Annotated in this window: 20 protein-coding genes; 5 read left to right on the forward strand and 15 right to left on the reverse strand. The window is 67.9% G+C overall.

The genetic code is table 11. The features are described from left to right. Positions 1-14 precede the first annotated feature (14 nt). Positions 15-554 carry a CGNR zinc finger domain-containing protein gene (locus tag AB0H78_RS24560; protein ID WP_363236704.1) on the reverse strand — a complete coding sequence of 180 codons (540 nt, stop codon included), beginning with the start codon at positions 552-554 and terminating at the stop codon, positions 15-17. 95 nt (positions 555-649) lie between these two features. Here AB0H78_RS24560 and AB0H78_RS24565 point away from each other — a divergent pair, with 95 nt between their 5' ends. Continuing rightward, positions 650-1,012 carry a VOC family protein gene (locus AB0H78_RS24565; RefSeq protein WP_363236705.1) on the forward strand — a complete coding sequence of 121 codons (363 nt, stop codon included), beginning with the start codon at positions 650-652 and terminating at the stop codon, positions 1,010-1,012. Between the two features lie 54 nt (positions 1,013-1,066). On the opposite strand, the gene AB0H78_RS24570 is transcribed toward AB0H78_RS24565, so the two are convergent. The 3 genes from AB0H78_RS24570 to AB0H78_RS24580 are packed head-to-tail and all read right to left on the reverse strand — an operon-like array spanning position 1,067 to position 3,937. Then, a complete protein-coding gene (locus AB0H78_RS24570) occupies positions 1,067-2,266 on the reverse strand; it encodes a dipeptidase (RefSeq protein ID WP_363236706.1) in 1,200 nt (399 codons plus the stop codon). A gap of 10 nt (positions 2,267-2,276) precedes the next feature. Further along, the gene (purE, locus tag AB0H78_RS24575; RefSeq protein WP_363236707.1) at positions 2,277-2,801 is read right to left on the reverse strand and encodes a 5-(carboxyamino)imidazole ribonucleotide mutase; all 525 of its coding nucleotides are present in this window, start codon (positions 2,799-2,801) and stop codon (positions 2,277-2,279) included. Then, positions 2,798-3,937 (reverse strand): 5-(carboxyamino)imidazole ribonucleotide synthase, encoded by a 1,140-nt coding sequence (locus tag AB0H78_RS24580; protein ID WP_363236708.1) that lies wholly within the window; start codon positions 3,935-3,937, stop codon positions 2,798-2,800. The genes purE and AB0H78_RS24580 overlap by 4 nt, the downstream gene beginning before the upstream one ends. A gap of 103 nt (positions 3,938-4,040) precedes the next feature. Between AB0H78_RS24580 and AB0H78_RS24585 the strand changes: the two genes are divergently transcribed. Then, positions 4,041-4,562: a GtrA family protein gene (locus AB0H78_RS24585; protein ID WP_363236709.1), complete on the forward strand. Its 522-nt coding sequence runs from the start codon at positions 4,041-4,043 to the stop codon at positions 4,560-4,562. On the opposite strand, the gene AB0H78_RS24590 is transcribed toward AB0H78_RS24585, so the two are convergent. Together AB0H78_RS24590 and AB0H78_RS24595 are read right to left on the reverse strand one after the other, a co-directional pair. After that, the gene (locus AB0H78_RS24590; RefSeq protein ID WP_363236710.1) at positions 4,555-5,850 is read right to left on the reverse strand and encodes an ATP-binding protein; all 1,296 of its coding nucleotides are present in this window, start codon (positions 5,848-5,850) and stop codon (positions 4,555-4,557) included. The two genes, AB0H78_RS24585 and AB0H78_RS24590, sit on opposite strands and share 8 nt — an antisense overlap. Before the next feature lie 15 nt (positions 5,851-5,865). Continuing rightward, positions 5,866-6,543: a response regulator transcription factor gene (locus AB0H78_RS24595; protein WP_363236711.1), complete on the reverse strand. Its 678-nt coding sequence runs from the start codon at positions 6,541-6,543 to the stop codon at positions 5,866-5,868. Between the two features lie 474 nt (positions 6,544-7,017). On the opposite strand from AB0H78_RS24595, the gene AB0H78_RS24600 reads away from it, so the two are divergent. Then, positions 7,018-8,514, forward strand: a complete 1,497-nt coding sequence (locus tag AB0H78_RS24600) for an oligopeptide:H+ symporter (protein ID WP_363236712.1) — start codon at positions 7,018-7,020, stop codon at positions 8,512-8,514. A gap of 70 nt (positions 8,515-8,584) precedes the next feature. Here the strand turns inward: AB0H78_RS24600 and AB0H78_RS24605 are convergent, their stop codons facing one another. The 4 genes from AB0H78_RS24605 to AB0H78_RS24620 form a co-directional block, all read right to left on the reverse strand. After that, the gene (locus AB0H78_RS24605; RefSeq protein WP_363236713.1) at positions 8,585-9,253 is read right to left on the reverse strand and encodes a DUF4276 family protein; all 669 of its coding nucleotides are present in this window, start codon (positions 9,251-9,253) and stop codon (positions 8,585-8,587) included. Further along, a complete protein-coding gene (locus tag AB0H78_RS24610) occupies positions 9,250-10,311 on the reverse strand; it encodes an AAA family ATPase (protein ID WP_363236714.1) in 1,062 nt (353 codons plus the stop codon). Before AB0H78_RS24610 ends, AB0H78_RS24605 begins: the two co-directional genes overlap by 4 nt. Positions 10,312-10,340: 29 nt before the next feature. Continuing rightward, on the reverse strand, positions 10,341-11,180 hold the full coding sequence (locus AB0H78_RS24615) for a helix-turn-helix domain-containing protein (RefSeq protein ID WP_363236715.1): 840 nt from the start codon (positions 11,178-11,180) through the stop codon (positions 10,341-10,343). A gap of 319 nt (positions 11,181-11,499) precedes the next feature. Next, positions 11,500-12,045: a hypothetical protein gene (locus tag AB0H78_RS24620; RefSeq protein WP_363236716.1), complete on the reverse strand. Its 546-nt coding sequence runs from the start codon at positions 12,043-12,045 to the stop codon at positions 11,500-11,502. An 858-nt stretch (positions 12,046-12,903) separates the two neighbouring features. Here AB0H78_RS24620 and AB0H78_RS24625 point away from each other — a divergent pair. Next, the gene (locus AB0H78_RS24625; RefSeq protein ID WP_363236717.1) at positions 12,904-16,416 is read left to right on the forward strand and encodes a type ISP restriction/modification enzyme; all 3,513 of its coding nucleotides are present in this window, start codon (positions 12,904-12,906) and stop codon (positions 16,414-16,416) included. 52 nt (positions 16,417-16,468) lie between these two features. Beyond that, the gene (locus AB0H78_RS24630; RefSeq protein ID WP_363236718.1) at positions 16,469-16,834 is read left to right on the forward strand and encodes a hypothetical protein; all 366 of its coding nucleotides are present in this window, start codon (positions 16,469-16,471) and stop codon (positions 16,832-16,834) included. 93 nt (positions 16,835-16,927) lie between these two features. On the opposite strand, the gene AB0H78_RS24635 is transcribed toward AB0H78_RS24630, so the two are convergent. The 5 genes from AB0H78_RS24635 to AB0H78_RS24655 form a co-directional block, all read right to left on the reverse strand. Further along, positions 16,928-18,241 (reverse strand): hypothetical protein, encoded by a 1,314-nt coding sequence (locus AB0H78_RS24635; RefSeq protein ID WP_363236719.1) that lies wholly within the window; start codon positions 18,239-18,241, stop codon positions 16,928-16,930. Between the two features lie 14 nt (positions 18,242-18,255). Next, positions 18,256-19,347 carry a hypothetical protein gene (locus AB0H78_RS24640; RefSeq protein ID WP_363236720.1) on the reverse strand — a complete coding sequence of 364 codons (1,092 nt, stop codon included), beginning with the start codon at positions 19,345-19,347 and terminating at the stop codon, positions 18,256-18,258. Positions 19,348-19,463: 116 nt separating this feature from the next. Then, a complete protein-coding gene (locus tag AB0H78_RS24645) occupies positions 19,464-20,366 on the reverse strand; it encodes a hypothetical protein (protein WP_363236721.1) in 903 nt (300 codons plus the stop codon). Positions 20,367-20,382: 16 nt separating this feature from the next. Next, positions 20,383-21,060, reverse strand: a complete 678-nt coding sequence (locus AB0H78_RS24650; RefSeq protein ID WP_363236722.1) for a peptidase — start codon at positions 21,058-21,060, stop codon at positions 20,383-20,385. 144 nt (positions 21,061-21,204) lie between these two features. Further along, entirely contained in the window at positions 21,205-21,684 is a 480-nt protein-coding gene (locus AB0H78_RS24655; RefSeq protein WP_363236723.1) for an ATP-binding protein, read from the reverse strand. Between the last annotated feature and the right edge of the window lie 23 nt (positions 21,685-21,707).

Genomic DNA, 21,707 nt, shown 5'->3' on the forward strand with positions numbered 1-21,707 from the left:
CGGCCGCGTTGTCCTCAGTCGCCGGACGGGCTTGAGTTGCCGGTCGCGCTTGAGTTGCCGGTCACGCTTGATCTGCGGGCTCGGTAGGCGCGCATCTTGGCGCGGCTGCCGCAGACCGACATCGTGCACCAGCGACTGCGGCCCGCCGGGCTGCGGTCGTAGTACGCCCAGTGGCAGTCCTCGGCCTCGCAGGCCTTGAGGCGGGGCCAGCTGCCGTCCGCCGCCGCCGTCGCGACGGCTGCCGCGATACGGGACGAGAGTGCGGCCGGGTCGGCGGGAGCCAGGGTCGCCGCACCCTCGGCGTCGATCTCCAGGAGCAGCGGGGCCGCCGACAAGAGGCGTGTCAGCGCCGCTCCGGCGTCCCGTACGTCGTGGCCCGCGTGCGCACGGCAGGCGGCGCGCAGGGCTTCGCGCAGCTCCGTCGCCTCGGCGAGTGCGGTGCCGGTCAGGGAGAACTCCGCGGCGAGGCGGTCGTCGCCGGTGTCGAGGCTGAGCGTGTTCACCAGCTGCTCGACGAGGGCGAGACCGCCGGGCGCGGGAGCTCTGTCATTCATATTGCGACGTTACCTCTTATGCGGGAGTATGCAGTAACGGTTACTGCATGGACGGGGTCCATCGGTAACGCCTCGCAGGTACTCAGGAGGACACCATGGCTCTGGCCAAGCTCGGCACCGTCGCACTGGACTGCCCCGATCCGCACGCGCTCGCCGCCTTCTACGCGGAAGTACTCGGCGGGACGTTCAAGGAGGAGGACGAGGGCTGGGTCACCCTCACCGGGCACGAGGGGACGCCGCTGGCCTTCCAGGAGGCGCCCGGCCACGTACCGCCGAAGTGGCCTTCCGTCGACGCCTCGCAGCAGTTCCATCTCGACCTGACGGTCGAGGACCTGGACGCGTCGGAGGCGGCGGTGCTGGCTCTCGGCGCGAAGCTGCTGGACAAGGGAGAGGCGGGGCGGACCTGGCGGGTGTTCGCGGATCCTGCCGGGCACCCCTTCTGTCTCTGCGCCTGCTGAAACGGCGGCGGGGGGTACGGAACCTGGTTCCGTACCCCCCGCCGACTGCCGTGCTCAGCCGTCCAGTTGGTCCAGCGTCGCGTTCGACGGGCCGCGCTGCGACTGGAGTTCGCGGGCCACGTCCTCGGCGGCACGCAGGGTGCGGACCGCGTTCTGCCAGGTGAGCTTGGCCAGGTCGGCCTTGGACCAGCCGCGGCCGATGAGCTCCGCGATCAGGTTCGGGTAGCCCGCGACATCCTCAAGTCCCGCCGGGGTGAAGGCGGTTCCGTCGTAGTCGCCGCCGATACCGATGTGGTCGACGCCCGCGACCTCACGCATGTGGTCGAGGTGGTCGGCGATCGTGGAGACCGTCGCCATCGGGCGCGGGTTCGCCGCCTCGAACTCCGCGTGGATCTTCATCGCGGCAGGCGTCGTGTCGAGGTGGTGCAGGCCGTGCGCGCGCATGTTCTCGTCCGCGCGGTTCGTCCAGGCGACCGCCTCGGGCAGCACGAACTTCGGCACGAACGTGGCCATCGCCGTACCGCCGTTGGCGGCGAGCAGCGCCAGGACGTCGTCCGGGATGTTGCGCGGATGGTCGCAGATCGCACGCGACGAGGAGTGCGAGAAGATGACCGGCGCCACCGACGTGGCGATCGCGTCGCGCATCGTCGTCGCCGCCACGTGCGAGAGGTCGACCAGCATGCCGGTGCGGTTCATCTCGCGTACGACCTCGTGGCCGAAGGCCGTCAGGCCTCCCGCCTTCGCCACGTCGGTCGCCGAGTCCGCCCACGCGGTGTTGTCGTTGTGGGTCAGCGTCATGTAGCGGACGCCGAGCGCGTGGAAGGCCCGGAGCGTGGCGAGGGAGTTGTTGATCGAGTGGCCGCCCTCGGCGCCCATGAGGGAGGCGATACGGCCCTGGGCGCGCGCCGCCTCCATGTCGTCGGCCGTCCAGGCGCGGACCAGGTCGCTCGGGTAGCGGGTGAGCAACTGCTCGACACAGTCGATCTGTTCGAGCGTCGCGCTGACCGCCTCGTCGCCGGCCAGGTCGGTCTGTACGTACACCGACCAGAACTGCGCCCCGACCCCGCCCTTGCGCAGGCGGTGGATGTCGGTGTGCAGCGCGCCCTGCTGGTCGCGGGCGATGTCGAGCTGGTCGAGGTCGTAGCGGACCAGCTTGCGCAGTGCCCACGGGAGGTCGTTGTGGCCGTCGACGACCGGGTGCTCGGCGAGCAGGTCGAGGGCTTCGGTGAGGTGCGGGGTCAGGGGCAGGGTCATCGCGGGCCGCCTACTTTCCGAATCCGAAGGAGTCCGCGCCCTGGACCTTCGCGCGCAGCCGCTTGCCCTTCTCCGTCGCCTGGTCGTTCAGCTCCTGCAGGAACTCCCCCATCTTCACCGTGAGTTCGGGGTCCTGGACGGCGAGAATCCGCGCGGCGAGCAGACCCGCGTTGCGCGCGCCGCCGACCGAGACCGTCGCGACCGGGACACCGGCCGGCATCTGCACGATGGAGAGGAGGGAGTCCATGCCGTCGAGGTACTTCAGCGGGACGGGGACGCCGATCACCGGCAGCGGGGTGACGGAGGCCAGCATGCCGGGGAGGTGGGCCGCTCCCCCGGCGCCGGCAATGATCGCCTTGAGGCCGCGGCCTGCGGCCTCCTCGCCGTACGCGATCATTTCGCGCGGCATCCGGTGTGCGGAGACGACGTCGACCTCGTACGGGATCTCGAACTCGTCCAGGGCCTTGGCCGCGGCCTCCATCACGGGCCAGTCGGAGTCCGAGCCCATGACGATGCCGATGACGGGGGTGCTCATTCTGTGATCGTTCCTCGCAGATAGCCGGCTGCGTGGCGCGCGCGCTCCAGCACGTCGTCCAGGTCGTCGCCGTAGGTGTTGACGTGGCCGACCTTGCGGCCCGGCTTCACGTCCTTTCCGTACATGTGGATCTTGAGCTGTGGATCGCGGGCCATGCAGTGGAGATACGCCTGGTACATGTCGGGGTAGTCGCCGCCCAGCACGTTGCACATGACCGTCCAGGTGGCCCTCGGGCGCGGGTCGCCCAGCGGAAGGTCCAGGACGGCGCGGACGTGGTTCGCGAACTGCGAGGTGATCGCGCCGTCCTGCGTCCAGTGGCCGGAGTTGTGCGGGCGCATGGCCAGCTCGTTGACGAGAATGCGGCCGTCACGGGTCTCGAAGAGCTCCACCGCGAGGTGGCCGACGACTCCGAGCTCGTCCGCGATGCGCAGCGCCAGCTGCTGGGCCTCGCCGGAGAGCTGTTCGTCGAGGTCGGGCGCCGGGGCGATGACCGTGTCGCAGACGCCGTCGACCTGCTGGGACTCGACCACGGGGTACGCGACCGCCTGGCCGTGCGGCGAGCGGACGACATTGGCCGCCAGCTCCCGTACGAAGTCCACCTTCTCCTCCGCGAGGACGGGCACGCCCGCCCGGAAGGGGTCCTCGGCGTCGGCGGCGGTGCGGACGAACCACACGCCCTTGCCGTCGTAGCCGCCCGTGACCGTCTTGAGGATCACCGGGAAGCCGCCCACCTCCTCCGCGAAGACCGCCACGTCCGCCGGATCGCTCACGATCCGGTGGCGGGGGCAGGGCGCGCCGATCGCGCTGAGCTTCGCGCGCATCACCCCCTTGTCGTGGGCGTGCACCAGCGCGTCGGGCCCCGGGCGGACGACGATGCCGTCCGCTTCCAGGGCCCGCAGGTGCTCGGTGGGTACGTGCTCGTGATCAAAAGTGATCACGTCGCACCCGCGCGCGAAGGCGCGCAGCGTGGCCAGGTCGCGATAGTCGCCGACGACGACTTCGCTCACCACCTGGGCCGCCGAGTCCTGGGGGGTGTCGCTGAGGAGCTTGAATCTGATGCCGAGGGGGATGCCCGCCTCGTGGGTCATACGGGCGAGCTGACCGCCACCGACCATGCCGACTACGGGGAACGTCACGTACTCCAGGGTATCCGCCGTGTGGCCGATGCCCTCACCCAGCCGCTGGTTAGAGTGGAAGGGCTGACCACATTCATCTGCCTATCTGGACGGGGCCCCCACCATGAGCGAACGCGGCGCGCTGCGGACGCGGCTGGACCTGCTCGCCCGCGAGATCGCCAAGTTCGGGGCGGTCGGTGCGATCGGCTTTGTGGTCAACCTGATCGTTTTCAACATCTGCGTGCACGCTTTTTACCTGGCGGTTGTCCGTTCCGGAGTCATCGCGACGGTCGTCGCCATCGCCACGAACTACATCGGCAACCGCTACTGGACGTACCGGCACACCGACAAGAACAAGCGCAGCCGCGAGCTGATGCTCTTCCTGCTCTTCAGCGGCATCGGCCTGGTCATCGAGAACGGCATCCTCGCCCTCTCGCACTACGGCTTCGGCTTCACCTCGACGCTCGCCGACAACATGGCGAAGAACGTCGTCGGGCTCGGCATCGGCACGGTCTTCCGCTTCTGGTCGTACCGCACCTGGGTCTTCAAGGCGCTGCCCGCGCGCGAGGCCGTAGCGACTGCGGAATCCTTTCTGGAGAGCCCTGAGGCCCAGGCCCAGCAGGTGCCGGTGAACCGCACTACCTGATCGTCGGCTCCGGCTCCGGCTCCGGATCGAGCTCCGGCAACGGCCGTACGCCCTTGCCGTCCCGGCTCAGGAAGAGCGCGAAGACCGGCGGCTGCTGCTGCAGCATCTCCAGCCGGCCGCCGTCCGCCTCCGCGAGATCGCGGGCCACGGCGAGACCGATGCCGGTGGAGTTCCGGCCGCTGATGGTCCGCTCGAAGATCCGCGCGCCGAGATCGGGCGGCACCCCGGGGCCCTCGTCCGTGACCTCGATCACGGCCTGGTTGCCGGTCACCCGGGTGCGTACGGCGACCGTCCCGCCCCCGTGCATCAGCGAATTCTCGATCAGCGCGGCCATCACCTGGGCGACCGCGCCCGGGGTGCCGACGGCCCGCAGATTCGTCTTCCCCGACCGTACGATCGCCCGCCCCGAGCTCCGGTAAGCGGGCCGCCACTCCTCCAGCTGCTGCTTGACGACCTCGTCGAGGTCGAAGGTGACGGCGGAGCCCGTACGCGGATCGCGCGAATTGGTGAGCAAGCGCTCCACGACGTCGGTGAGCCGCTCGACCTGCGTCAGCGCGATCGTCGCCTCCTCCTTCACCGTGTCGAGGTCGTCGGTGAGGGTGATCTCCTCCAGCCGCATGGAGAGGGCTGTGAGGGGCGTACGGAGCTGGTGCGAGGCATCGGCCGCCAGGCGCCGCTCGGCGGTCAGCATGCGGGCGATGCGCTCCGCGGAGGAGTCGAGGACATCGGCGACCCGGTCCAGCTCGGGGACCGCGTACCGCTTGTGGCGCGGCCGCGGGTCGCCCGAGCCGAGGCGCTCGGCGGTCTCGGCGAGGTCGGTGAGCGGGGCGGCGAGCTTGTTCGCCTGCCGTACGGCGAGGAGCGTCGCCGCCACGATGGCGAGCAGCGCGACCGCGCCGATGATCAGCAGGGTCTTGCCGACCTCGCGCGTCACCGAGGAACGGGACTCCTCGACGCTGACCTTCTCGCCGCTCTCGCCGCTGGCGGTGCCCCGGATGACGCCGCCCTCGGGTCTGGTGCCGAGGCGGATGGTGTCGCGGCCGGGGATCTCGATGACCGCGTACCGCGTGGTGACGTCGATCTGGCCCTGCAGTATCTCCGTGGAGACCTTCTCGTGGCCGACCAGACGGCTGTCCACGATGGAGGCCAGCCGCTGCGCCTCGGAGTCCACGCTCTCCTGGGCGCTGCTGCTGATGGTGCGTGTCTCGACGATGACGAGCGAGACGCCGAAGACCGCGATGACGACGAGGACGACGGCGAGCGTGGAGTTGATCAGTCGGCGGCGCATGGACCTATGAGTACGTCAGCTTTTCTCGAAGCGGAAACCGACGCCTCGGACCGTGGCGATGTACCGCGGATTGGCGGCGTCGTCGCCGAGCTTCTTGCGCAGCCAGGAGATGTGCATGTCGAGCGTCTTCGTCGACGACCACCAGGTGGTGTCCCAGACCTCGCGCATCAGCTGATCGCGGGTGACGACGCGGCCCGCGTCGCGCACGAGCACGCGCAGGAGGTCGAACTCCTTTGCCGTGAGCTGGAGTTCCTCGTCGCCCATCCAGGCGCGGTGCGACTCGACGTCGATCCGCACCCCGTGGGTGGCGGGCGCGGGGACCGGGTCGCTGGAGCCGCGCCGCAGCAGGGCACGGACGCGGGCGAGGAGCTCGGCCAGGCGGAAGGGCTTGGTGACGTAGTCGTCGGCGCCCGCATCCAGGCCGACCACCGTGTCGACCTCGTCGGCACGGGCGGTGAGCACGAGGATGGGCACGGTGTGGCCCTCGGAGCGCAGCCTGCGGGCCACCTCCAGGCCGTCCATGCCGGGAAGGCCCAGGTCGAGGACGACCAGGTCGACGCCTCCCTGGAGGCCGGCGTCGAGCGCGGTGGGACCGTCCTCCCGCACCTCGACCTCGTAACCCTCCCGACGCAGGGCGCGGGCCAGGGGCTCCGAGATGGATGCGTCATCCTCGGCGAGCAGTACACGGGTCATGAGGGTGATGGTAGTCCGCGCAGGCCCCGGGCCGGGAGGTGATCGACAGAGCCTGCGGGTCTGGGATGAGATCCTGGTTTCTGCCTTCGAATGTGGGTAGCCGGTTCCACGCAGGCCTGTGATCCACATCTCAATGGCTTCCAAATGCCGCTTCGTTGCCTTTATGGTGTCCCGACGCCTATAGCACTACTCAGGGGACTTTCGGCGGCTATGACTCGCCAACAGTCCCTTTTTCTGTACAAGAACGGCTTGCCGTTCTGATGCACTGTGAATGACCTATCGGCCGGGCCCCGCGTTCGAAGTTGAGCGCGGAGCGTGGATCCCGGTGTGGTCTTCCCCCTCGGCACGGACCCCATTCCGGCTGAACCCTCAGGGCGTGAGGCGGGGACGAACACATGCCGGTGCCGGCCACCCCCCACAGGGCGCGTCCCCCGCTTACCCAGCAGCGCGTCCCTAGCAAGCAAGGATCGACCCATGGCGACCAGCCTGACGAAGAACTCGGCCGGCACTCCCGGCTTCGAGAAGACCTTCTTCGGCCACCCCCGCGGCCTGGCCACGCTCTTCATGACCGAGATGTGGGAGCGTTTCTCCTACTACGGCATGAGGGCGCTCCTCCCCCTGTACCTGATCGCGCCCGACGGCCTCAACATGAACCCGGCCACGGCGACGGCGATCTACTCGGTCTACGTGTCGCTCGTGTACCTGCTGACCATGCCCGGCGGCTGGTTCGGGGACCGCGTCTGGGGCCCGCGCAAAACGGTCGCCATCGCAGGCGCCGTGATCATGGTCGGGCACCTGACGCTGGCGCTGCCGTCCTCCGGTACGTTCTTCGTCGGTCTCGGCCTGGTGGCGCTCGGCTCCGGTCTGCTGAAGGCCAACATCTCCACGATGGTCGGCCAGCTCTACGACGGCCCGAAGGACGCCCGCCGAGACGGTGGCTTCACCGTCTTCTACATGGGCATCAACCTGGGTGCCTTCGCCGCGCCGCTGATCATCGGCACCATCGGTGAGAACGTCAACTGGCACATCGGCTTCGCGATCGCCGCTCTCGGCATGGCGCTGGGCCTCGGCCAGTTCCTGCTCGGCTCGCGCCACCTGAACGCGACGTCCAGCGTCGTACCGACCCCGCTGTCGGCCGCCGAGCGCGCCTCGACGCTGCGCAAGGCCATGATCTGGATGGCGATCGCCGCCGTCTTCTACCTCATCACGGTCGTCTCGGGCGTCTACACCCTCAACTGGGTGCTGATCCCGATCACCCTCGCAGGCCTGATCATTCCGGTGTTCGTCCTGGCGCGCATCAAGCGCGACAAGGAGCTCACCGGTCTCGAGCAGAAGAAGATGTCCGGCTACATCTGGTTCTTCGTCGCCGCCGCCGTCTTCTGGATGATCTACGACCAGGGCGGATCGACCATGTCGATCTTCGCCGACTCCTCGGCCGACAACTCGGTCTTCGGCTGGAACTTCCCGGTCTCCTGGTACCAGTCGGTCAACCCGGTCCTGATCATGGCCCTGGCCCCGGTCTTCGCCACCTTCTGGCTGGCGCTCAACCGCCGCGGCAAGGAGCCGAGCACGGTCGTGAAGTTCGCTTCCGGCCTGGTCCTCGTCGGCGCCTCGTTCTTCGTCTTCCTGGCCCCGCTGGCGATCGCCACCGACGGCACGAAGGCCGCGGCGATGTGGCTCGTGGCGGTCTACTTCATCCAGACCGTCGGTGAGCTCACGCTCTCCCCGGTCGGCCTGTCGGTCACCACGAAGATGGCCCCCGCCAAGTACGCCTCCCAGATGATGGGCGTCTGGTTCCTGGCCGTCACCGCAGGCGACAGCGTCACCGGCATGCTGTCGCTGCCCCCGTTCAGCTTCAACCTGAACAAGAGCGGCATCGTCGCTGTCGAAGCGACGGTCGCGGTCATCGCGGGTGTGCTGGTGTGGATGAACCGCAAGAAGGTCAAGGAGCTCATGGGCGACGTCCGCTGACGTTTCCCGCTCCTGTACGACGAAGGGCCCCGCACCGGATCACCTCCGGTGCGGGGCCCATCGCGTCTGCTCACACCCCGGTCAGCGCCAGCAGGCTGCCGATCCAGGAGTCGAAGTGCGGGCAGGCAGCGCGCAGTTCAACGAGCCCCAGGTCTGTGACCGCGACCGGCCCGTCCTGCGTCTTGTTGTACGCGGGATACGCCCGGAGCAGTCGCTTGGACGGAGCGGTGTCCGCGCCGTCGTTGACGCCTTCCGGCCCGCCCGCCGCATCTGCCTGCCGTTTCAACTCACCCGCCAGCGCTGCATCTTCAGCCCACTCGCCCATCTGCTCGGCAGCGGCGAATACCCACGTCTCGGTCTCGTGCAGCACCAGGTACGGCAGAAACCTGGGGTGCTCGATCCGCTCCGCGATGCGCCGCTCGACATGCTCCACACGTTGCCTGGCCGAGCCGGCCGGACGGTCGTCCATGCCGGGGCTGTCCTGCGGAAGCCCGTAATAGTCAAGCAGCGTGGTGACCGCCGCCCAGTGCGGAGTGGTGGCGAGCCGCAGCCGTAGATCTTTCTCGATCTTCGCCCACTTGCTGACGCCGCCCCGTCCGGCCGGACCTCCCGCACGCGCCCCCGTCAGCAGGATGGTCGGAACCAGGATGATCCCTGCCCCGAACAGCTCGGGTGCGAGGAAATCCCTGACCATGTTCTCTTCGGTCTGCCCTTCGCAGAGGACCCCCACCGTGATCATTCCGTGTGCCCTCGCAGCGGCATTTCGGGGGCGGGGCGCCCGCCCAGCAGGTTCTTCTCCCACAACTCCCCGAGCGAGTACTCATCAATCCACGCCTCCAGCTCCGCACGCTCCGGACGCTGCAGCCGAGTAGCTCCCTCTTCCCGCTCCACGACCACGAGCTCGTCCAATGAGAACTGGTTGACCAGCGTCACGGACTGCGTAGCGATCACCACCTGGCTCCGCACGGATGCCGACCGCAACATGTCCGCCAGCTGTACCACCGCATGCGGATGAAGCCCCAACTCCGGCTCGTCCAAGGTCAGTAGCGACGGCGGATCCGGCTGTAGAAGCAGCACACAGAGACAGATGTACCGGAGCGTTCCGTCCGACAGCGCCTCCGCCGGGAAAATCGCATCCACGCCCTGCTGCGTCCAGCGCAGCCGGATCTTCCCGCCCGGCTCCTCGGCCAGCAAGAAGTCCCGGAAGAACGGTGCCACGGACTGCACGGCTCGCACGATCCGCCGGTAAGTCTGGGGCTCGCTCTCCCGCAACCGCAGCAGGAACGCGGCCAGGTTCCGTGCGTCCGGCCTCAGCGCCTCGTTGTCGGCGGTGAAACCGAGCTGTTTGACGGGTGCGTTGATGCTGGTGTCCTGGAAGTGGAAGACCCGGCAACCGCCCAACACGTCACGCATCGGCCCGTGAAGTTCCGACTCTTTGTGGCCGCTGGCACGGCCTTCCGGAGGCCGCCCCCACTGCTCCGTCGCAAAGATCAGCGAGTCATTGGCCGCCGCCACAAGGTGGGCCTCATAGAGGTACGGCTCGGCCTTCACCCGTAGCCGGATCCCCTCTTCGGCCCGCGGCCCGGCGTACTGCATCGCCTGCGCCCCACCCCGCAGCCCGACCGCGAGACCGAGCTCGGAGTCGGCCATGCGCCCGAGCAGTTCGAGCAGCCCGACCACATTGCTCTTCCCGGCGCCATTGGCCCCGACCAGCACGGTCACGTCGCCGAGCGTGAGCACGCCCGACCGGATCGAGGCGAAGCCTTCGACGGACACCTCGGAGAGCTTGTACGGCATGCCGCCGAGCCTATGCCAGGCCCAGCTCATCAGGCGGGTACCGCTGGACGGCAGTCGCGACAGCGGACGGCGGAGTCGTGGGAACGGATGGCGCGCTCGCAGCCTTCGCAGCTCTGGAGGGGTGGCTGTGCGGTCGGTGCGGGTCCGGCTGGGAGTGGAGGTGGGAGGAGGGTGGTGAGCCGGTGTTCGAGGAAGCGTGCCGGGTGGTGGATCGAGGCCGGTTCGGGTGGGAGGTTCGCGGTGAGGGTGCGGGTGATCTGGGCGGGGGTGGCACCGCGGTTCAGCCAGGTCTCGACGGCCGGGGTGAGGGTGTAGACGTCGTTGGCGGAGAGGAGGAGGCGGGAGTCGGCGAGGCGGAGGCGGGCGAGCAAATCGGGGGCGGGACCGGTGGTGGGCGCGGGCTGCGGCTTTGGTCGTACGTCTGCGGGGTCGATGACTGCCGTGGTTTCTAGGGGAATTGGAGGCGTCGGGGCGGTCGGCGGCGTGACCGCCTGCGCAGCGCCGGGCCTGTCGTAGAAGAACGCACGGGTGGCGAACCGGCCGCCGCCGAGGGGTACACGGCTGCGCTCCAAGTAGCCAGCTTCCTCAAGCTCGTTGAGGGCACGACGGACGGTCGTCTCGCCCTCGGGGAACCGCAGAGTCAGCGTCTTGACCGTGACAGACGCGCCGTCGGGCAGCGACTGGATGTGAACAGCGAATCCGATCGCGGTCGCAGAGAGGCTCGGGTGCTGGGCGAGGTGATTGCCTACGACCGTGAAGCGGTCGGTGTGGCGGTGGCGTACGTGGAGGACGCCGGAGCGGGGGGCGTCGGCGGGGATCGGGACGCCGGGGTGCGCGGACGTGCCGACGCTAGACTGCGGATCAGCCATGGGGAAGTTCGCTTCTTCCTGAATGGTCAGGCCCTTGGCGTGGATTGCCGTCCTGCCAGGGGCCGACTTTTACGTTGTGGGGTTGCTGCGGCCGACCATACCCCGCCGATCCGGATTTTGGACGCCAATTCAGCCAATTGTGCGACAAGTGGCTGAAGTTGGAGCGGACAGGTCGGGTTTGATCAGTTTCTCTCCCGTTACTTAAAAGGGGCACGTGGCTGACCGGGGCGCGGAAACCCGCGCCCCGGTGGCGACCTGGGCGGATGCGCGGTAATCCCCCAGCCGTACCTCTCTGGCGCATGCTCAGCCAGGACAGCGGTCAAGCAGCGTCGAGCAAACGCCTGGCCTGCTCCTCTTCCTCTTCGGTGAGTTCGAAGCGGAGGTTGGTGAGCTTCCGCGTCTCCGCGGGGTTGATGAATGCGGTGATGCAGTACTGGGTGGGGTGAACATGCGCCGTGGACCGAAATCGAGGGTCTTCCCTGTGCTGGAAGACCACCTGAAGCGAGCCGCCATCGCCAGTGCGGATGGGCACGGTTTCGTCGATGCTCCAGTCGTCACCGCGCCGTCCGTAGATGGCTGCGTACCGAGGGAGCAGGAGTGCGACGGCCGAGGTGTACGAGGGGGTGGTGGGACGGTCGGCAGTGTGGCGCTCGCCGCCTAGGCCGGTGAATTCTTCCCGTTCCGGGGTGTGGAGTGTGCGTCCGGCGTGGTCGAGGTCGAGGATCCACCGGTCGCGGGAGGCGTACTGAAGTGAGCCGGTTTCGCCGACATCACCATCGGCGTGGAGGGTGGTGAAGTCACATACGGCGCGGGGGGGATCGGCGCCAAGAAGTTTGCCCATCATCTCGACGTGGCTGATCTCCATGTCCATTTCCTTCTCGTGAGGTTCATGCGGGGTTTAGATATGGCCCTTCTTGAACTTGCAACTCGTGGTCTTGTAGCAGGTGGCTCGGTCGCTCTGCACGGATCCGATGGTGGAGACGGCGGTTCCATTGATACGGAGATGGAGGTCCCAGGCATCCCAGAAATACCGCTTGCCGTCACGGGGGAGCCTGTTGTGGCCAACACCTTGAGGGCTTTCGGTTCGGTTGTAGGAGCGGCGTGGCGTCCCTGCGGATGCGGAGCTTGTAGGTGAGGGAGACGGCGTCTGCTGAGCGGTATGCCATGGCTACGTTGCCCGAATGGTTGTGCAGACCGATCTTGAAGTTGAAGGTGATCTTGTAGGTGCGTCGGCCCAGTAGCGCGTAGATCGCCTCGTTTCTGTTCGAGTGGTAGTCGTCGATCCGGTCGGACGCCCTCAACGCGTCAAGGTGGCGGGGGCGGACGATGTGCGAGGAACTAAGCGGTCCAAGGCCCCCTGCAGGGGTGGGCCCGAGCAGGGTCAAGGTGTCTTCTACGCAGGTCCAGTCCTCGCGAGGATGCTCCTTCATCGCGTGCTCGAAGCAGGGGGAATCCTGACCACCCACTGACGGTGCAGGATTTCGAGCAGGGCTCGCGGCGCTGGGCGAGGCGAGCGCCAGGAGGGAGCACGCGGCGAACGCACTGTTCAGAAGCGGGCTTCGCAAGAGCATGCCCTCACATTTCCGCAGGGCAGCGTATGGCAATCGGGCCGATCGAGTGGCACCCACGGCGATGCCCGGCATCGGAAGTGCAACTCACCACACCACGCCCTCTCGACGGTGAGCGTCTCATTACCTACCGTGAATGATTCGGGGACTCCGGGATGGACCTGCAGGGGGCGGCGGGTATGACGACCGGCAAAGGCTCATGGATCGACGAGATCGTCTCTGAGTTCGGGGCTGCGTGCAGACAGATCCTCGGCGAGGTCGCCGAGGACGAAGCAGCCATCCGCCGACCGGTCGAGGACTTGCTGACGAAAGCCGCCGTGCATCTCGGCCTCGATCTGCATCTGCATCCCGAGGCCCGACGGCCCGACCTCGGGATCCGGCCGGATCTCGCGGCGCGCGTCGGGCACGACAGACATCGGATTGTCGGCTACGTCGAGTTGAAGAGCCCAGGGAAGACCAACATCAGCCCGAGCGCGCTGCGCGGTAATGACCGCAAGCAGTGGGAGGGCATGTCCCGGTTACCCAACTTGATCTACACCAATGGGCAGAACTGGTTTCTCTACCGTCTCGGGCAGCAGCACGGCGAGACCGTCCACCTGGCCGAGGACCTGTATCGCGCGGGACGCCGGCTTCACGCACCGGATTCGACGGGCGCGGCCTTCGAGCGCCTACTCCGTGACTTCCTAAGCTGGCAGCCCGAACCAGTGCGCTCTGTAGGCCAGTTGGTGAGTTCGGTCGCTCCGCTGTGTCGACTTCTCCGCGCCGAAGTGCGGCACTGCCTCGAGGCAGAGAAGAAGTTCGGTGGAACACAGCGCCGACAGGAGCGACCCTTCAGCGAGCTGGCCGAGACATGGGAGCACGTCCTCTTCCCACGGACCGATGAACGTGACCCGCACATCGCCTTCGCTGACCGGTACGCGCAGACCGTGACCTTTGCAATGCTCCTCGCCCGCGCCGACGGCATTTCTCTGGCCGAGCACAGCCTGCACGACGTCGGTCGGCTACTCGGTTCCGATCACACCGTCATGGGGCGGGCACTGCAGATCCTCACCGATCACGTCGGGGACCAGTTCAACAACAGTCTCGACATGCTCGCCCGCGTCATCGACGCAGTCGACTGGGCAGCAGTGCTCAGTCGCGAACCCGATGCCCCAATCCATCTCTACGAGCACTTCCTGCAGGTGTACGACCCAGATCTCCGCAAAGCGTCAGGCACGTACTACACGCCTGCTCCTCTCGTCGATGAAATGGTCCGCCTCGTCGACGAGATCCTGCGGATGAAGCTCGACTGCCCTGAAGGCTTCGCCGACGAACGTGTCGCGATCATCGATCCGGCCATGGGCACGGGCACGTTCCTGAGCTCGGTCATCGGACTCGTCGCCGAGCGGCGATCCTCGGGCGGCAACCTCGGCTTCCGAGCGGAGGCCGTAGAGGAACTCGCCCATCGGCTCATCGGATTCGAGAAACAGATGGCCGCCTACGCAGTGGCCCAGATGCGGATCGCGCAGACCCTCCGTGCACATGATGCCGACATCGGACTTCGTGACCTACGCCTCCACCTGACCGACACCCTGGCCGACCCTTGGCACCCGACTACGCTCTTCAAAATGGGCGGTGCCGCCATGGCCCCCCTGCGCATGGATGCCGAGGCCGCGAATGAAATCAAGCGCGAGGAACGCGTCACCGTCGTCATCGGAAATCCCCCCGACCGCGAACGGGCCCAAGGCGAGGGCGGTTGGATCGAGTGGGGATCGGAAGGGCATGGACCTCCGCTGCTCGACCGGTTCAGGCTCGGCGGAAAGAACGGCCTCCACGAGAACAAACTCAAGAACCTCTACGTGTACTTCTGGCGCTGGGCGACTCACAAGGTCTTCGAACAGCACTCCCCCGAGCACCAACAGGGAGTCGTCAGCTTCATCTCCACGGCCGGATTTCTGCGCGGGCCTGCTTTCAAGGGGATGCGCGAGTACCTGCGGAGCACCTGCAGCGAAGGCTGGATCATCGACCTCACCCCGGAGGGCAAGCAGCCGCCGGTGCAGACCCGGTTCTTTCCTGGGGTGCAGCGGGAACTGGCCATCGCCGTCTTCGTACGACGACGCGATGAGGATCCGCAGCAGCCGGCCCCCGTGCATTACGTGGCCCTCCACGGCAGCCGGGCAGAGAAGCTCCAGCAGCTGAAGGGACTGGTCATTGACGGGCCCGGGTGGCAGACAGCCCGCACCGACTGGCATGCGCCGTTCACTCCTGCCTCTGCTGGAGGGTGGGACGACTTCCCAGCACTCGGGGCACTGCTGCCGTGGCACAAGCCGGGCTTCAACCCGAATCGAACGTGGGTCGTCGGGCCCGATCCTGAGCTACTGCGTCGGCGCTGGGAGCGGCTCATCCATGAGTCTGACCCCATCGTCAAAGGGGAACTGTTCAAGGAAACAAGGGACAGGAAAGTAGACAGGTCTGTACAAGCGTTCCCCGGAAACTCCGCACCGCAGAGGCCTCTCAGTATCGAACGGAGCGCCTGCCCGGAACCTGTTCGCGTCGCGCGCCGCAGCTTCGACCGGCAGTGGCTGATCCCCGATGGCCGTGCCATCGATTACCCACGACCAGATCTCTGGCAGGCCCATGGCGAGCGCCAGGTATATGTCGTTGAGCAGCACCAACAACCCATCGCTTCGGGCCCTGCCTTGATGTTTACGTCACTGGTTCCTGACGTGCACTGTTTCAACAACAACGGAGGCCGGGTCCTGCCGCTATGCCACGCGGACGGCACCCCGAACACGGCACCTGGCCTCCTGGAGCACCTGGCCAACTCCTACGGGCTTGCACAGGTATCCGCAGAAGACCTTCTGGCGTACATCGCCGCGGTCACCGCTCACCCTGCATTCACCGAGACCTTCGCCGATGACCTCAACTCTCCCGGTGTACGCCTACCTCTCACCGCCGATCGGGACCTGTGGTGGGAAGCGGTCCGTATCGGACGCCGTGTGATCTGGGCATCCACATTTGGGGAACGGTACGCGGACGTAGCCGAAGACCGGCCACCCGAATCGTCGGGGGTGCGCCGTGCCGCCCTCTCCGAGATCACCTACGTCTCGCGCATCTCGCCGACGCCCCTGCCTGACAGCCTCGCGTATGAGGCCGAACACGAGATCCTGTCCATCGGCACAGGAAGCTTCACCGGAGTCGATAAACGGATGCGGGACTACGAGGTCGGCCACCGCAAAGTCCTCGACCACTGGTTCACAGCCCGCAGCAGCAAACCCGCGGGGAGAGTCGGCAGCGATCTCGACCGCATGCGCAGTGACCGATGGCGCCCCGAGTGGAGTGCCGAACTCCTCGAAATCCTCCATGTGTTGCGTCATCTCACCCGGCTCGAACCCGCCCAAGCAGCCTTACTCAACCGCATCCTGGTCAGCCCGCTGATCAACGTCGCTGAACTGTCGCGCCGTGGGGTGCTCGAGCCGCCATCTCACACCGCCGCCCCGCGCCCTGCAGCCCCAGCCGAAGCCATGCTGCCCGGTATGGCTGCCGTGGACGGCCTGGAAGGTTCCCCTGTGGAGCCGATTCGTCCGATGCCACAGAATGGACCTGGCCGAGCCGCCATCCCGCGAGTACGCAGACTACGCAGAGATGCGACTCGCCCCGCGACCCTGGGAGACGCGGACACTGAGTAGAAGGCGGTACACCGGGCTGTCCCGCAGATCCGTCTGTGGGATCGTCGTGCTCATGATCGAGTCCTGGGCTGTCGATGACGGCAGCGCTGTGCAGGTGGTTCTGGGGACCCTCCGGACGAGGATCGGCGAAGGGCAGCTCGAGACGTGGCTGACCAGCTCGTCCGGCCGCAAGTTGGCCTTCGTGACCAACTCCGAGCGTGCGATGGTGGTGTTGATGGACCATCAGGATGATGTCGGCGAGCACGCCGTCGCCCCTGGAGCTGCGGGATCGAGCGACGGTTTCGTTCTGTCCAATGGGCAGGACGACGCATACCCGGACGTGGACACCGTGCCGCTTGAAGAAGCGTTCAGGATCATCGACCACATCGTCGGCAGAGGGGCTTGGCCCGCGGACGCGCACTGGGCGGTCGACCGGTGACCGAGCCGCGCCCTTGCGTTGCGGCTTCGCCCCGTCGAGATGGTTCAGCTCGACGGGGCGAAGTGGGCGCGTTGCTGTGCTGTCGTACGAGGGTCAGCGCGTTCCGCGCAGCCGCCGCCACGGGGTGAAGGTGAACACCGCGCCGCCCAGCAGGATCACCGTGCCGGCCACCAGGCCCAGGGCCTGGAGGGCGCCGTGGTCGTCTGCGCCGGTTGCTGCCAGGCCGCCTGAGGCTGTGCCGCCGCCGGTGGCGCCCGAGGACGTACCGCCGGAGACGCCGCCCGCCTGCTTCTTGACGTCGAGCGTCAGGGAGACGCCGGTCTTCGTCGCCTTGCAGGGGATCGTGATCGGGTCGGCCGAGGGGCTCAGCTTGACGACGATCGTCAGGTCGCCGGGGCTGACGGTGGCCTTGCCGTCCGCTCCGGGCTTGTAGGTGCCCGTCATGTCGTTGAGCGAGACCGGGTCACCTGCGTTCAGTGCCTCCTTGTTGGGGGCACCCTCGACCTTGACCGAGCCCTTGTCCGCGCCGCCGATCTTGACCACCATGGAGGGCTTCAGGGCGCCTGCGGGAAGCGGTGCGGGGCTGTCCATGACGCCCTTGCCCGTCTTCACCGTGAGGTCGTAACTGCCGCCGTTCGCCTTGGCGTTGATGGTCGCCGTGCCGTCGATCTTGGCGGGGCCGGGCGAGGTGCAGGCGAAGCCGGTGGTGACCGTCTTGCCCGGGAAGTCGGTCGCGCCGCCGGATCCGCCGGTGGTGCTGCCGCCCGCTGTGGTGCCACCTGTGGAGCCGCCGGTGGTGCCGCCAGTCGTCCCGCCGGTCGTCCCGCCGGTGGTGCCTCCCGTTGTGCCGCCGGTCGTGCCGCCCGTCGTGCCGCCACCGCCGTCCGCGACCTTGATCGTCACCGACTTCTGCACCGTCTCCTTCGGTGAGCACTTGGTGTCGGTCGAGATCGGCTTGGAGACGTTGATGTTGTACTTGTCGGCCGTGAGCGTGACGTCGCCGGCCTTCGTCAGTTTCAGCTTGCCCTTCATGTCGGAGAGCACCATCGGGCTCTTCTTGGGGATGGCCGGGTTCGTACGGGTGCCGGTGACCCCGAGGTCCGACGCCTGGGCTCCCGCCACCTTGATCGTGCCGGTCGGCAGGACCGTGTCCTTGTCGAGGTCGAGGACGTCCGGGTTGCTGGAAGCGGCCTGTGTCGTCTTCCAGACCACGTCCACCTCGTCGCCGACCTTGGCCGTCGCGGGTGCCGTGATCTCTACTTTTGTCGTGCCCTGCACCGGTGGAAGGCCGGAGATCGATGGTGGTATGCACTCGGTCTTGAACGCGACCTCTGCGGCCTGAGCGGGACTGGCGGCCAGCAGGATCCCCGCGCCGCCGAGCATCAGTGCGACTCCCGCCGCGCTCATCCTCCGTTGGCTGATCACGTGTTTCCCTTCGTCGTCGGATGGGTCTCAGACGGTGCGGTGTCCGGGGTGAACCACGGCAGAACCGTGGTGGTAGAGGTCGCCTCCGGAGAGGGGGCGAGGGGGGCCGGCCGGCGCTGATCCCTCGCCTTCGCCTTCTCCGGAACGCGGAACTTCGGGAGTTTTACGGTCAGTTCGGCCAGGCGTCCTGTCCTGTGACGGCCCGCGCCCTTCGGCCGTACGCGGTCGACGATCGCCATGCCGATGCGGAAGACCGCCGTGGGTACCACCAGGCAGAGCAGGATCCAGAAGAACGTGACGCCCCAGGGGCGGCCGACCCCCCATGGCTCCTCGATGACCACCGTGGAGCCGTACTTCAGCGCGACCTGGTAGTCGCCGTGCGTCCCGGCCGCGAGCTGGACGTCGAGTCTGATCTCCGCCTTGCCGCCGGGGGCGATGGTGCCGTGCCACTGCTGCTCTTCCCAGTTGGGGGCGAACACGCCGTGGGTGGTGGCCAGTTGGAACACCGGGTCCTTGAGCGGGGCCGAGCCGAGGTTGCCCGCGGTGAAGACCAGTTTGCGGGTGGGCGGGGCGCCGAACCAGGTCAGGATTCCGCTGGAGCCCTCCAGCCGGGGGGCGGCCAGGACGCTCAGCTTGCCGCCGGTGGTGGCCGAGGGCAGAGGGGCCGTGGGGTGTCCCGCGACCTTGAACACGGCGTCCTTGGCGACCGCTTGGCCGGTGACCGTCGCCACGTGCACCACGCAGGGGCAGGGCTTCGGGGGCTCGGAGACCGGCATCTTCTTGGAGAAGGCGCCCTTCGCGTCGGTGGTGACGGCGCGGCCGTCCGCGTTGGCACAGGAGTTGGTGCCGCCGATCACGCCACGGGCGAGGTCGGACTGGCCGCAGACCAGCATCGCGAGAAGGGTGTTGGGGCGCCAGCCCTTGCCGGAGACGGTGATGTCGCCGCCCTTGCCGGCCTGTGGGGCGGAGAGGGTGACGGTGGGGGCGTCGGCGGCGTGCGCCTTGGCGGCGGGCAGCGTGATGGTCGCCAGGGCGGTGAGGAGGGCCAGGATCAGGGGCAGGGCGGCCGCTGCGCGGAGCCGGGCCACGGTCCTGCCCCCTGTCGATCCTGGGGCTCCGCCCCGGACCCCGCTCCTCGATCGCCGGAGAGGCTTGATCTTGCCCGAACCGAAGGTGCTGCCCGGGGTGAGCCGGAAGTGCCTGTTCATGTTGCTGCTCCCGTCTCTGCCAATTCCCTTTCAGGGGCCTGCGGTTGATCCGGAGTGCGCCTTCGCCTGCGTACGTACCAGGTCGCACCCCCCGCCGCCCCCGCGACCAGAAGCCCCGCTCCCGCCAGCAGCCCCCACGGCACGAACGTCGCCGAAGCGGTGCCCTGCGCAGGGGTCGCGTCGTCCGCCGTCGCCGTCAGGATTACGTCCACCGAGTCGAGCAGCGGCGTCCCCGGCCACTTCTCGGTGCGCTTCACCCGCTGGGACGGGAGGAGTTCCAGCGGGAGGGTGCGGGCCGGGCGGTTCAGTACGCGGCCCAGGATCCCGTCCGCGCGGACCGCGAGGCGCGGGGTGAGCGTGGTGTTGCCCCGGTTCACCAGGGTGTAGCGGATCAGGCCCGCCCCCTTGTCGACCGAGACGTCCTCGACTGTCAGTGCCGACAACGTCGGGCCGCTGAGCCGGAGTTGGATCCGTACACCCACCTCACGGCCAGCCGCCGTCGCCACGACCGCCGCCGGGTGGTCGCCCGGCTGCGCCCCTGGCGGGACGGTGATGCTGAAGGGGATGTCCGCGCGGGTGTGCGCGGGGACCTTGGCCGAGGTGACGAGCGGCGTGATCCAGTTGTCGGCGGTCGGGCGCACCGCGAAGGAGCCCTCCGCCGTGTTGTACCCCTGGGCGCCCCGCAGCCGTACCGTCACCGGTTTCGCACCCGGGTTCGTCAGGGACAGCGTGTCCTGCAGTACGGTCCCGGGCGATCCCTCCAGATAGAAGTACGGCCTGCCCTCGCCACGGGGAGCCAGCGTCCACTGGGGGTCCGCGGCAAAAGCCGGGGTGACGGTGGTGAGGGTGGTGAGGGTGGTGATGAGCAGGGACAACGCCAGGAGTGCAGCACGACGCACAGCGACAACTCCCCGGTCAGACCCGCTGGTTGCGGCGCGTCAGCCAGAGCACGCCCGCCGCGCCCGTCAGCAGGACCGTCCCGCCGAGCGTGCCGAGCGCCACCGCGGAGTCCAGCGGGCCGGTCTTGGGCAGGGAGTCGCCGGAACCGGAGCCGGAGCCGGAGTCGGAGGTGCTGGTGGTTCCGCCGCCCGATCCCGCCACCGTCAGTTCCAGCGACGGCTTCGGGCTGTTGGACGGGGTGCAGGTGGTGGTCGTGCCCATCGCCTTGATGGTCAGGGTCGAGGCGGTGAAGGTGACCTTGCCGCTGCCCTTCGGCGTGTACGTACCCGACAAGTCACTGATCTTGATGGGGGTGTTGGCGGGTATCTCCTCCGAGTTCGCCGGGCCGGAGACCGCGACCGTGCCCTTCTCCGCGCCGCCCAGCTTCACCAGTGCGCTCGGCTTCATCGCGCCCTTGCCGAGCGCGAGCGGGCTGGAGGAGACGCCCTTCTTGAAGGACATCGTGAGCTTGTAGCCGCTGCCGCTCTTCACGCTGGTGATGTCGATGGGCGACACCGCGGATTTCTTCCCGATCGGCGTATCGCACTGGTAGTTGACGTCGATGACGGCGGCGTGGGCCGGGGCGGCCATCAGGACCACCGAGCCCGCGACCGCAGCTGCCAGCGACATTGCTGTCCGCTTCTGGTACGACACCTCGAGTTCCCCTCATAAGTTACTGACGACACATCAGATTGGGCGCTCAAGGTACGCCGGGGACCTTGTGAGGGGAAGACAAAGAGCGCACCGGATCGGCGCGCTCTCCATACCTTCAAAAAATGTGCGATTCGCGGTTGCGCGCTATGCGGGCGCGGCAAGCTCCGCCCACACCATCTTGCCCGGCCGGCCGGGCGTGCGGACGACCCCCCAGTCCAGGCAGAGCCGCTCCACGATGAACATTCCGTGGCCGCCTGGCCGCCCGGCCCGGTGCGGGGTGCGCGGTGCGGGCTGGCCCGCGCCGCGGTCGGTGACCTCCAGACGGAGCATCTTCGGGCCGCAGAGGACGCGGAGCTCCTCGGGTCCCTCCGCGTGCAGACACGCGTTGGTCACCAGCTCGGATACGACCAGTAGCACGTCTTCAGCCGCGGCGCGGCGGTCTGCGGTGGCAGCGGGCAGCCATCCCCAGTCGTGCAGCGCCTGGCGGGTGAAGTCGCGAGCGAGCGGCACGATGCCGCTCGCGTTCTCCAGCGAGAGCGTGCGCAGGGTGGAAGCCGCACTGACACCGGCGCCGTCCGGCTCGGGGCCGAGGTCGCCCGGCGGATGCTGCCGGGTGGTGCTCATCAGCGATTCACCTCACCGATTCA

The sequence above is a fragment of the Streptomyces sp. NPDC050738 genome, assembly GCF_040654175.1.
GTDB lineage: Bacteria > Actinomycetota > Actinomycetes > Streptomycetales > Streptomycetaceae > Streptomyces.